Below are 11709 nucleotides of genomic sequence, written 5' to 3'. Positions count from 1 at the left end.
AAACCGCGCGGCCAGATCCTCCGCCAGCAGCGGGAGCGTGCGCGCCAGTGTCGCCCAGGTCACCGGTTTCGTGCCATCGATTGCGATCGCATCGGGCCGGTGCTCGGCATGGCCCCGGATCGCATCCAGCAACCGCGTCATGCGCGTGCGCTACGATCGAGCGTGGCGCGACAGGCGGCGATGTCTCCTGCGCAAACCACCGGGTCGGTCTGGTAATAGCGCCCCCAGATTTCGCCTGCCGCGCCGAGCGCCTCGATCCGCGCGGGTGCGAGTTCGATCAACTCGAGACCCAGGCGCGCGAACATCGACCGCAACGGCCGGGTCAGTACGGCGACCGCGACATCCGCCTGACCGGCGAGTGCCGCTGCCGCCTCGTGCCACAGAGTTATCGTCGCGCCGGGACGCTGCGAGGCATGGTCGCCGAGCTCGACGACCCGCGCGCGGGGTACCGGTCGCCCGAACCGTTCGGTCAACAGCACCTCGATTGGGCGGTCGAGATACCCCTCAAGAAACAGGGTGCCGGCTTCGGCCAGTCGATAGCCGAGGGTCGCTTGCGGCAAATCAGGCGCACCGACAGTCAGGTAGGTCGGATAATCGCTCGCAGGGATGGCCCCGTGTACGGCGGCGTAACGGTCATGGATCAGCGCGATCAGCGCGGCGTCGTGCATCTGCATCCTCCCAGATGCAGATGGGACGCCACCCGCACGTCACGACCTCAGTCCACGCTGACAAAAAACTTCAGTTAACGACGATTTGACGTCGGCAAACGGAGACAATCGACGATTTAGTCGTCCTTTCAAAGAAGTCGGAGGAATAAATGATAATCATTATCAGCTTCCCGCGCGTAGATCGGTAACATGAACTTGAGTTTAGGGAACGGGTGGTGGCGCAAGGGTCGTCGATAGCTTAGATATTGGCACTGAGCATAGTATCGGACGTTGCAATCGTTCCGTTCGACCACACCGCGCTCCTGCCGAAAGCCCCTGCGATGATGCCGTTCTTGACCTCGAGGCCAGCCGTCGCGATAGCGTTCGCCGTGCTCGTCTCGGCCTGTGCGGGCGCTCCACCCGTAGCCAACACCTCTGGTGCCGCGCCGCGCTTCGTCGCAGAGCGTTTCTTCGCAGGCCGCCTCGATGGCGTCGGCACGCTTAAGATCGTGCTGCACGCGCCGGCCACGACGCACGTGATCAGCATCGGTCGTGTCGGCGCCGACGGGATCCTGCTGCTCGACCAGCACATCGAACAGCAGGGTAAGCCCGCACGTGATCGGCAATGGCGGATCCGGCCGCTCGGCAACGGGCGTTATAAGGGCACGCTGACCGACGCCTCCGGCCCGGTAACGGGGGAGGTCGAGGGCAATCGGCTGCATCTCGGATTTCCGATGAAGGGCGGCATGCGCGTCGATCAGTGGCTGAGGCTGTCGTCTGATGGGCAGGTCGCTCAGAACCATCTCATCGTCCGTAAGGTGGGCGTTACCGTCGCGACGCTAGAGGAAACCATTAGGAAGTTACCATGAGCGTCCATAGCGAACGCCATCTCGTTTCGCGGACCGGCTGGTTGCGCGCGGCGGTGCTCGGCGCGAACGACGGGATCGTCTCGACCGCAAGCCTGATCGCGGGCGTCGCCGCGTCGGGTGCGACCACCGGCGCGGTGCTTGTCGCGGGGTCGGCAGCGATGGTTGCGGGCGCGATGTCGATGGCGGCGGGCGAATATGTCTCGGTCAGTTCGCAGGCGGATAGCGAAGCCGCCGACCTTGCGCGCGAACATGCCGAACTCGCCAGCGACTGGGCGCACGAGCATGACGAACTGGCGCAGATCTATGTAGCGCGTGGGCTTGATCCGACGCTCGCGCATCAGGTCGCGGAGCAGTTGATGGCGCATGACGCGATCGGCGCCCACGCGCGTGACGAGCTCGGCATCTCCGAAATCGTCATGGCGCGCCCGGTCCAGGCGGCGTTCGCCTCGGCGATCAGCTTCGTCACCGGCGCGGTCGTGCCGCTCGCGGTCGCGGCCCTCGCCCCGGCGCCGCACCGGCTGGTCGTGGTGATCGGCGCGACGCTGGTCTGTCTCGCGATCCTCGGCGTGGTGGGCGCGAGGGCAGGGGCGCCCACCCGTTCCGCCCTGCGGTCCGCGTGCTGCTCTGGGGTGCGGCAGCGATGGCGGCGACCGCCGGGATCGGGCATCTCGTCGGCACTGCCGTATGAGCGTCATGCCCTATGCCAAGGCCAGCCACCGGAGTCCGCGATGAAAGCCCAGACGATGCGCCGTATCCGCCAGTATCATTTCTATTTGGGCATGTTCTTCGCGCCCGCGACCTTATTGTTCGCGCTGAGCGGTGCGCTCCAGACATTCCGCCTGCAGGAGGCGAAGGGCTATGGCGGCACGCCGCCCGGCTGGATCGTCTGGATGGCTAGCGTGCACAAGGACCAGTCGCTGCCGCGCGAGAACCGCGGCGGGCCTCTCAGTCTAACGCCGTCGGCACCGCGCGCCGGGGCGGCGTCGCGACCTTCCACCGAGATGTCGTCGGGATCGCTGTCCGGCCCTGCAAGGCGCGGGGAGGATCGACCGTTCGCACCCATCTCGCCGCTGCCCCTGAAGATCTTCGTCGTACTGATGTCGATCGGACTGCTGGCGTCGGCGATCCTCGGCATCGTCATCGCGCTCACCAATCGGACGATGCGCCGGACGTCGGTGATCGTTCTCGTGGCGGGAGCAGTGTTGCCGCTTCTGCTCCTGCTGGCCTGAAACGCTGGCGATCGGCCGTCAGCGACTTGCAAGGATCAGGTGCGGTTCGGGTCAATTACTGCGATCGGCGCGCTGCATCAGCCAGTCCTTTGCGCGCGCGGTGGACACCACGATATCCGCCGGCTCACCGGGCAGCCGCGCGTCGTCCGGCAGCGCAATGACTCGCCGGTCCGTCCGATCGGCGGGCGGCGTGACATCGTTTCCAATATTTCGGACGCGACTTCCTGTTGGGACGAGGGCAGTATGCCACGAGATTGCCGATTCCGGGCGCCAGGGTGACGTGCAGCGATTGCTCGCCAAGGTGAATGCCAGGTTCGGCGCCTGAACCGCGGAGCCCTGTCGTAGCCGACGCCGACCCGATCCCGCCCGCCGGCCTGTCCGCGGTGCTCGCGGCCAACCGCCCGCAACTCGTCCGGTTCTTCACCGGGCGAACGGGAAGCGTCGCGGAGGCCGAAGACGTGGTGCAGGAAATATGGCTGCACGTGGCCGAGCCCATAACGGGCCCGATCGCGAACCCGCTCGCCTATCTGCACCGCGTCGGCATGAACATCGTGCTCGACCGGGTACGGGCCGGCGGGCGACGGCAGCGGCGCGACGCGGGCTATGTCGAAGTCACGACGTCGGTCATGGGCGCGGAGGCGATCGACGATGCGCCGTCCGCCTTCGACGCGGCGATGGGGCGCGAGCGGCTCGACCGGCTCGTCGCTGCTCTGTCGGGGCCACCCGAAGGCGCAATGCGCGTGTTCCGACGGCACCGCATCGACGGCGCATCGCATGCCGAGATCGCCGCCGAACTGGGCATATCCCGCAGCGCGGTCGAAAAACACGTCGCGGTCGCGCTCCGGCACCTCAGAAAGGCGCTCGATGATTGATCGAGACAAGCAACTGCGGTCCGATACATGCGGCGGCGTCTATCATTCGGGTGGGGAAAGGAGGGCGGCATGACGGACATACGCACGGCGATCGACGACGCGGCCTCCTGGCACGCCCGGCTCGATCTCGCCGGAGATGGACTGGGAGGCGTTCGGTGCCTGGCTCGATGCCGACCCGTCGCATCGCCGCGCCTATGACAGCATCGCTGTGCTGGACGCCGAGATCGGCGAGGCCGCAGCCGCGATCGCAGCCGCGATGCCCGCGAACGACGACATGGTCGCCGAGACGCCGACGCCGGCACGATCGCCGCGCTGGCGCTGGGCTGCGCTCGGCACTGGTGGTGCGCTGGCGGCAGGGCTTGCGGTGCTGATCGCCGTCCCCTCGGCCGATACGGCGGCACAGCTCTACACGACCGGTCGCGGCGAAACGCGCGCGGTCACGCTCGCCGATGGCAGCCGCATGCAGGTCGACCGCGGGTCTCGCGTGTCGGTCAGCGGCGGGACGAGCCCGGTGATCGAGATTGCGGACGGTGCGGCGAGTTTCGCGGTGCGCCATGACCCCTCGCGCCTGCTGATGGTGCGCGCCGGCGGCTATGAAATACGCGATATCGGCACGCGGTTCGACGTCGTTAACGCGCGCGGGCGCGTCGCGGTCACGGTCGCGGAGGGTGCGGTGGACGTCACGCCGATCGGTGGGTCGGCGGCGGACACGACAATGCTGCACGCCGGGCAAAACCTGGACATCACGCCGTCGAAGCAGATCGCCGAGCGCCGCACCGTCGATCCTGCCCGCGTCTCGGACTGGGCCGATGGACGGCTCGATTACGATGGCGCTCCGCTGGCGCTGGTTGCCGCCGACATATCGCGGTATGCCGACGCCCCGCTGATGGTCGATCCGTCCGCGGCGAACCTGCGTTTTTCCGGGGTATTGACGATTGGTGATGGATCGCGGCTCGTCGATCAGCTTCGCGCAGTCCTGCCGATACGCGCTCGTCGCGTCGGCGGCGTGGTGCATCTGGACGCCGCCGCTTCACGCTGAGGCGCCCCATGCTGAGCAGGCCCACGCTGAGCAGGCACGCCCGGGGCTGACGATCCCGGCCGGTACGTTGCGATCGGCGCTGGATGCGCTCGCGCGGCAGAGCGGCATTTCGATCGGCATGGCGGGATCGCTTCCCGATCTGCGCGTCCGGCGGATCGATCGGGCGCGCGATGTCGGCGATGCGATGCGGCGGATGCTGGCCGGCAGCGGGCTGCGTGCCGTCAGGGTCGACGCAAGCACATGGCGGGTCGAGGCGGTTCCGCAAAAATCTCGCGTTCGCCCCGCCGCCGCGTAACGCCGCCCGACCTCGCCAGCGGCGACATCATCGTGACCGCCAGCAAGCGAGACGAACGCCTCTCCGATCTACCCGCCTCGATCAGCATCGCGGGCGGGCAGGTGCTCGGCCGTCTCGCCGGGCGCCGGGGACTGGTCGACGTGATGGCAAGCGCTGACAGCGCGTTCTCGACTAATCTGGGGCCCGGTCGCGACCGCATCTTCCTGCGTGGCGTCGCCGACAGCGCGTTCAACGGGACCAGTCAGTCACTGGTCAGCCTGTATCTCGACGACGCGCGGATCGGCTATGCCGCGCCCGATCCCGATCTGCGGTTAGTCGACGTTGACCGCGTCGAAGTGCTGCGTGGCCCGCAAGGCACGCTCTACGGCACCGGTGCGCTGGGCGGCGTCGTCCGCATCGTCACGGTCGCGCCCGATCTCGATCGCTTCACCGGTAGCGCAGCGATCGAGGGAACGGGCGTCGCCAACGGTTCGCTCGGCGGTGCGGTCGAGAGCATCGTCAATGTGCCGATCCTGCCCGGCACGCTGGCGTTGCGCGCGTCGGGCTGGAGCGAGACGATGCCCGGCTGGATCGACGACACCGGACGCAACCGCCGAGACGTCAATCGGACACGCCGGATCGGCGGCCGCGCCGCTTTGCGATGGTCGTTCGGCGACTGGCATGCGACGCTCGACGGTGTCGCGCAGCGGATCGATGCGCGCGACAGCCAATATGCGACCGATGGCCTGTCGCGTGCGACCCGCATTGCAGAGCCGCAGGACAATGACTTCACTGCGGCAACGCTCACCCTCCAGGGGCTGATCGGCAAGCTCGACGCGCAGGCGACGACTGCATTCGTCGACCAAGAATTCGGCAGCACCTATGATGCCAGCGTGTTGGCGTCCTTGCTCGGCCCGACGGCGCCGCTGGCCTATATCGAGGATCGCTCGGCACAACTCCTGTCGCAGGAGATCCGCGTCAGCGACCCGACCGCGCGCCATCCGTGGATCGTCGGTGCGACGATCCTGCATTCGACCAGTCGGCTAGACGGCCGGTACTTCTCCACCGGCGGATCCCCTGCGGTGACCGCGCGGCGCGACGAAGAGGATGTCATCGACGCCGCCCTGTTCGCCGAGGGCACGCAGCAAGTGACGCAGACGCTCGATTTGAAGCTCGGACTGCGGGCGTTTTCGACCATTAGCCATCTCGAACAGGTCGACCCCGACCGCGAACGCGCCGCGCGGGTCGGCGTCACCCCTAGCGCGACACTCAGCTGGCACCGTGACGATCTTGGTCTCGTGTGGCTGCGCTATGCGAGTGCTGTTCGCCCAGCCGGTGTCAGTCGCACCGCGCCGATCGCCGATCGCCGCATCCCCGGCGACGAGTTACAGAGCCTCGAATTGGGGTGGCGGATCCGCGTGGGCGGAGACCTTGTTGCGCTACACGGAGCAGTCTTCGGCTCGGTCTGGGAGCATTTGCGCAGCGATACCGTCGGCGCGGACGGCCTGCTCGGGACGGTCGATGTAGGTAACGCGAACAATTACGGGCTCGAACTAGGGGGCCGGCTGGACCTAGCGCCGGTCGCAATCGACTTTAGCATGACGCTCCAGCGCGCGCGCCTGACCTCAACCTCGTCGGTTGCAACGGTCGATGACGATGATCGCCGGCTGCCCGTAGTACCTGATATATCTGCGAGGCTCGCTGCCTCGCGAAACTTTGACGTGCGCGGGCTGCCTGCTCAAGTCTATGCGGCCGCTCGTTATATCGGTCGGACCCGACTGAGCTTCGATCCGTTGCTGGACCGTCCGGCAGGCCGCTATGCGACGATCGATGCCGGTAGCTCGATCGATATCAGCGGACGGCGCTGGTCGGTCGACGTCACCAATCTGCTCGACAGCCGTGGCAACAGCTTCGGCTTCGGCAACCCTTTACTCTCGGCAGCACGATGCAGACCGTGCCCGTGCGTCCGCGGACGATCACGCTGCGGTTAGCGATTGGGCTTTGAAATGACGTTGCTGCTTACAGGGGGCATCTGGAACCGCTTCTCCGCCTATATGAACGAACGGCCGGAGTAGAGCAGTCGCAGGCAGGCCGGGAATGACCGGTTTTGGGTCTCGACAGCAGCCTGAGCCTCTCAGCCTCGTACTTGCAGAGCGTTTTTAGGCCTGGTCTTGCAATAGCCTCATCGGCTCGATCGTTGTCCGCTAGAGAGTTACGCTGGTTGTCCCGTTCAAGCTCATCTACGCCAATGAGTTGTACAGTTGATCAAACCGCCTTTTTGAGCGGCTCCGGCAATTTGTTGTCCGGAAGCATGTTGCGCAAATGCTTGTGCACCATTTGCTTGTTGAACGGCTTGGAGATGAATGTGGCCTTTGCGGGCATCTCGCCCGCTTTTGGCAGAACATGACCGGATGCGATGACGATTTCGATCGCCGGCCAGCGATCGGCGACATGACGCGCCAATGCAAAGCCGTTGGTTTCGCCGGGCATGTCGACGTCAGAGAACAGCAGTACGATACTCTCCCAGTTGGTGGCTAAGACGCGCTTCGCCTCGTCGCCGTCCATGGCTTCGTAGAAGCGGAATCCGGCGTCTTCGAGAATGGCAGTCGTATCCATCATGATGAGCGGATCATCATCGACAACGAGGGCGTAGGGTACGGTTGAAAGGGTCATGGAGCCCTAACTCGCCCGCCATATGCCGAGTTGCGGCGCGCGAGGATTTACTGGTCGATTTCCTCAAAATGCGACTGCGGCATGGCCGTATCCACGGGCCATGCCGAGTGTCGTTTGCAGGCTGTTAACCGAGTAGTTTTGTCACAATAGCCATCATAGCCTACTGACACTAAAGGACTAAAAAACGCAGCGTCCAACGTCGTAAGGCCCGTTGAGCACGCGAACGGAGTGACGTGTGCGAGATATCCAGGAAGAAGCGCGGATCGTCCGCGAGCTGACGCGCGGCGATAGCGGATCTGACCCTTTTGCCTCGGCCGTGCGGGCAACGCGCATGCCGATGATCATCACCGACCCCCGGTTGCCCGACAATCCCATCGTGTTTGTGAACGACGCCTTTGGGAAGCTGACCGGTTATGCCCGCAGCGAGATCATGGGTCGCAACTGCCGGTTTCTGCAGGGACCGAACACGGACACGGCCGACGTCGACCGCGTTCGAGACGCGATACGCGCGCGCGAGTCGATCGAACTCGACCTGCTGAACTACAAGAAGGACGGCACGCATTTCTGGAACCGGTTGCTGGTTTCGCCCGTGTTTAACGACGACGGGGTGCTGCTCTATTTCTTCGCCTCGCAGTACGACGTCACTCTTGAGCGCGAACGCCTCGTCAATCTTCAGCTCGATCGCGATGCCCTCGAAGCAGAAGTAGAGCGCCGGATAGCCGAGCTTCAGGAGAGCGAGCAGCGGCTTCAATTTGCCCTCGATGCCGGTCGCCTGGGGTCCTGGAGCATCAATCTCGATACGTACCGGCTGACGGCATCTGCCGAGTGCAAGAGGATATGCGGTCGTGCCCCAACCGATCCTCTAACCCTCGACGAACTGCGAGAGTCGATCCATCCGGAAGACCGGCAGATGCAGGTCGACGGCATAGAGCGCGCCATACGCGACCGATCGCTGCTGGACCTTGAGTACCGCTTGCAGACGCCGGCAGGCGAGGAGCGCTGGGTACAGATCCGGGGACAGGCGAGCTACCGCGCCGATGGCACACCGTTGGCACTCGTCGGGACGACCCAGGACGTGACCGCACGGAGACGCGCTGAGGAGCATCGGACCCTCTTGGCTAATGAGCTAAGCCACCGGGTGAAGAATACGCTTGCGTCCCTGCAGGCGATCGTCTCGCAAACGATGCGCCGGGCGACCTCTGTGCAGGAGGCCGGCACGACGCTGGAAGCACGCATCCACGCGATGTCTGCCGCGAACGACTTGCTGATCAGTGGCAGGTTCGAAAGCACATCTCTGCGTGCGCTGGTCGAGCGTACCCTTACCCCCTTTGGGGTGGAAGACGGGCAGAGGTTTAAGCTTTCCGGCGAGGACCTTCAGCTCCCGCCCCGCCTCGTCGTCGCCTTCGCCCTTGCCCTCCATGAGCTTGCAACCAACGCCGCAAAATACGGCGCGCTATCGACCGCCGAGGGCGTGATTGATCTGAGCTGGAAGGTCATGGACGGCTGGCAGCCACATGATCTCCACCTCACCTGGATTGAGTCAGGAGGCCCACCGGTTGAACCGCCAACGAGGACCAGCTTTGGCACACAGCTCATTCAGCGTGTTTTGGCGCACGAAACCGGTGGAACGGCTCGTATCTCATACCTTCCTGGCGGCGTCTTATTTGAAGCCGTGGCTCCATTGATCGACAGCGCCGACAACGACAACGACAACGACAACGACAACGAGCAGCAGGATAGAGCGGAAGAAAGGAATTGAGGTCGGGCGTTCCCAAAATTTGATCCCTTTCGAGAAATTCGGCGTGCCGTCAGGCAGGGGGAATGCGCGCCGCTTGAGCCCCGCCTCGACATGAGCAAAGGGCTGAAGTTGGGGAGCAGAGATTGCCCTGTGAACGTCCACAACTAGGTCCTGTTCGCAATTCTCTATGATCTGAGCAGTTCGACGTTCTCAAAGTATCGGTCCGAAGGGATAGTGGCCCAAAATGCCGGCCTGAGCCCCCCGGCTATTCTCGTTGCGGAACCTGCCTTGATGACCTCGCTGCCGACCCGACGTTAAGCGAGGTAATCCGACCTCCAGTGGCCCATTTGGACTTGACGGCGCGCGTTAACCCTCGCGCGCTTGCGGGAACTATGGCCGCATCCTAACCCTCGCACCGTCGCATCCCAAGGAGCCGCATATTGTCCGTCAAACTGATGCTCGCCGCTCTACTGTCCACCACGCTGGCGACTGCCGCGGCGAGGGGCAGGCGGTACCCGAGCCGGTCGTGCAGCCGGGTGAGAGCGCAGACGACGCGCGTTTGAAGCAGCTGTTCTACAACAGCGATGAGGCGAGCTTGGAGCGTCATCCCATCGAGGCGGTTTTCCGTGGCGACCTGCGCTACGCCGACCAGTTCGGCGACTATCTGACCGATGGGTATCTCGCGGCCGAGCGCGCGGCAGTGGAGCATGACCTCGCGACCCTGAACACAATCGATCGTTTCCGGCTGACCCCGACAGATCAGATCGCCTATGACGTCTTCAAGACGCGAAACGAGACTGATCTCGCCGGTTTTGCGCCCGCGCTCTTGAAGGTGCAGCGCGACCTGCCGATCGACCATATGAACGGGTTTCAGACCTTCTATCCTGATTTCGCGTCGGGCAACGGCGCCGCGCCGTTCAAGACGCTCGCCGACTATGAGAACAATCTGAAGCGCAACGCGAAATATGCCGTTGTCCTCGACCGCGCGATCGGCCTGTTCCGGCAGGGGATGAAGGACAAGATCGTCCAGCCCAAGCTGGTCGTCACGAACATGATCCAGGAGTTCGAAAACCTCATTGCTGAAGGGGTCGAGGGCTCGACCTTCTACGGCCCAGTGAAGACGTTTCCGGCAACGATCCCCGCAGCGGACCAGGCGCGTCTGAAGGCGGCCTATGCCGCGCAGATTCGCGACGTGATCATACCTGCGCATCGGCAGATGCGCGATTTCCTCGTTAACGTCTATCTGCCCGCCGCGCGCGACACGGTAGGTCTTTCTTCCCTGCCCGGCGGCGACGCGTATTACACCTTTCTGATCCGGCAAAACACGACGCTGCCGATGACCGCGGAGCAGGTTCATCAGCTCGGCCTAACCGAGGTCGCGCGCATCCTGAAGGGTATGGAAGCGCAGAAACAGGCGGTCGGGTTCAAGGGCAACCTGCCGGCGTTCTTCGCCTTCCTGCGTACCAACAAGCAATTCCAGCCGAGCTCGGTGGACCAGCTGCGCAACGGTTACCGTGGAATCGAGGCGCGTATCTCCAAGCTAATCCCCGAGCAATTTTCGCTGACGCCGAAGACGACGCTGGAGATCCGGCCGGTCCCGGCGTTCAAGGAGAAAACCGAGGCGGCCGGATCGTACAACGGCGGCACGCCCGACGGGTCGCGACCGGGCGTGTTCTACTACAACACCTACGACCTGCCCTCGCGTTACATGTGGGAAATGGAGACGCTGTTCTTACACGAAGGCGTGCCGGGGCATCATTTCCAGATCAGCCTCGCGCAGGAGAACACCGCGCTGCCCGCGTTCATGCGGTTCGGCGGCAATACCGCCTATGTCGAGGGCTGGGCGCTCTATGCCGAGAGCCTGTGGAAGGAACTCGGCATGGAAACCGATCCGTATCAGCGGATGGGCGGGCTGAACGACGAGATGCTGCGCGCGATGCGGCTGGTCGTCGACAGCGGAATCCATGCCAAGGGTTGGACGCGGGATCAGGCAATCACCTACATGCTCGCGAATTCGCCAATGGCGCGGACCGACGCGACGGCTGAAGTCGAACGCTACATTGCTATCCCGGGCCAAGCGCTGGCGTACAAGATCGGCCAGCTGACGATCGCGCGCACCAAGGCGAAGGCGCGGGCGATGCTTGGCCCGAAGTTCGATCCGCGCGATTTTCATGCGCAGGTGCTTGATACCGGAGCGCTGCCGATGCCGGTTCTAGAGGCTAAGATCGACAAGTGGATCGCTGCTGGCGGCGGTGCGGCGAAGCGAGCGGCCGCCCGATAGCCAAGCGGGCTCGACGTGCCCTGACGGCTAAACAGGCTTGCCCGTATTGAGTCCGCAGGGACGGCGGCACGGACTCGAAGCGTAAGT

The 11709-nt window shown here is 64.4% G+C and carries 10 protein-coding genes and 1 pseudogene; 9 read left to right on the top strand and 2 right to left on the bottom strand.

Annotation, left to right across the window (positions count from 1 at the left end):
- Positions 1–137 precede the first annotated feature (137 nt).
- Positions 138–668, bottom strand: coding sequence for a thermostable hemolysin (locus QP164_RS06725; RefSeq protein WP_277984139.1), 531 nt, complete (start codon positions 666–668; stop codon positions 138–140).
- Positions 669–1036: 368 nt separating this feature from the next.
- Between QP164_RS06725 and QP164_RS06720 the strand changes: the two genes are divergently transcribed.
- The 7 genes and pseudogenes from QP164_RS06720 (at position 1037) to QP164_RS06690 (ending at position 6921) form a co-directional block, all read left to right on the top strand.
- Positions 1037–1516, top strand: coding sequence for a DUF3833 family protein (locus QP164_RS06720; protein ID WP_333922633.1), 480 nt, complete (start codon positions 1037–1039; stop codon positions 1514–1516).
- Positions 1513–2204: pseudogene (locus QP164_RS06715) on the top strand (VIT1/CCC1 transporter family protein). Before QP164_RS06720 ends, QP164_RS06715 begins: the two are co-directional and overlap by 4 nt.
- Before the next feature lie 40 nt (positions 2205–2244).
- On the top strand, positions 2245–2745 hold the full coding sequence (locus QP164_RS06710) for a hypothetical protein (RefSeq protein WP_333922632.1): 501 nt from the start codon (positions 2245–2247) through the stop codon (positions 2743–2745).
- A 383-nt stretch (positions 2746–3128) separates the two neighbouring features.
- Positions 3129–3617, top strand: a complete 489-nt coding sequence (locus QP164_RS06705) for an RNA polymerase sigma factor (protein ID WP_333922631.1) — start codon at positions 3129–3131, stop codon at positions 3615–3617.
- A gap of 136 nt (positions 3618–3753) precedes the next feature.
- Positions 3754–4656: a FecR family protein gene (locus tag QP164_RS06700; protein ID WP_333922630.1), complete on the top strand. Its 903-nt coding sequence runs from the start codon at positions 3754–3756 to the stop codon at positions 4654–4656.
- The gene (locus QP164_RS06695) at positions 4559–4951 is read left to right on the top strand and encodes a hypothetical protein (RefSeq protein ID WP_333924311.1); all 393 of its coding nucleotides are present in this window, start codon (positions 4559–4561) and stop codon (positions 4949–4951) included. Before QP164_RS06700 ends, QP164_RS06695 begins: the two co-directional genes overlap by 98 nt.
- 32 nt (positions 4952–4983) lie before the next feature.
- A complete protein-coding gene (locus tag QP164_RS06690; RefSeq protein ID WP_333922629.1) occupies positions 4984–6921 on the top strand; it encodes a TonB-dependent receptor in 1938 nt (645 codons plus the stop codon).
- Between the two features lie 274 nt (positions 6922–7195).
- On the opposite strand, the gene QP164_RS06685 is transcribed toward QP164_RS06690, so the two are convergent.
- Positions 7196–7603, bottom strand: a complete 408-nt coding sequence (locus tag QP164_RS06685) for a response regulator (protein WP_333922628.1) — start codon at positions 7601–7603, stop codon at positions 7196–7198.
- Positions 7604–7838: 235 nt separating this feature from the next.
- Between QP164_RS06685 and QP164_RS06680 the strand changes: the two genes are divergently transcribed.
- Together QP164_RS06680 and QP164_RS06675 are read left to right on the top strand one after the other, a co-directional pair.
- Positions 7839–9362 carry a PAS domain-containing protein gene (locus tag QP164_RS06680; protein WP_333922627.1) on the top strand — a complete coding sequence of 508 codons (1524 nt, stop codon included), beginning with the start codon at positions 7839–7841 and terminating at the stop codon, positions 9360–9362.
- A 538-nt stretch (positions 9363–9900) separates the two neighbouring features.
- Positions 9901–11622: a DUF885 domain-containing protein gene (locus tag QP164_RS06675; protein ID WP_333922626.1), complete on the top strand. Its 1722-nt coding sequence runs from the start codon at positions 9901–9903 to the stop codon at positions 11620–11622.
- The last annotated feature ends 87 nt before the right edge of the window (positions 11623–11709 follow it).

The organism is Sphingomonas sp. LR59 (assembly GCF_036855945.1).
In the GTDB taxonomy this organism is placed as follows: Bacteria; Pseudomonadota; Alphaproteobacteria; order Sphingomonadales; family Sphingomonadaceae; genus Sphingomonas.
Note: the sequence above shows the minus strand (reverse complement) of the source record. Positions and strands in the feature narration are given on the sequence as shown.

What these genes read in the sequence shown, in the direction of transcription:
- QP164_RS06725 (WP_277984139.1), bottom strand. Translation starts at nt 668, where the DNA reads ATGCACGACGCCGCGCTGATCGCGCTGATCCATGACCGTTACGCCGCC.
- QP164_RS06710 (WP_333922632.1), top strand. Translation starts at nt 2,245, where the DNA reads ATGAAAGCCCAGACGATGCGCCGTATCCGCCAGTATCATTTCTATTTG.
- QP164_RS06700 (WP_333922630.1), top strand. Translation starts at nt 3,754, where the DNA reads ATGGACTGGGAGGCGTTCGGTGCCTGGCTCGATGCCGACCCGTCGCAT.
- QP164_RS06695 (WP_333924311.1), top strand. Translation starts at nt 4,559, where the DNA reads ATGGATCGCGGCTCGTCGATCAGCTTCGCGCAGTCCTGCCGATACGCG.
- QP164_RS06685 (WP_333922628.1), bottom strand. Translation starts at nt 7,603, where the DNA reads ATGACCCTTTCAACCGTACCCTACGCCCTCGTTGTCGATGATGATCCG.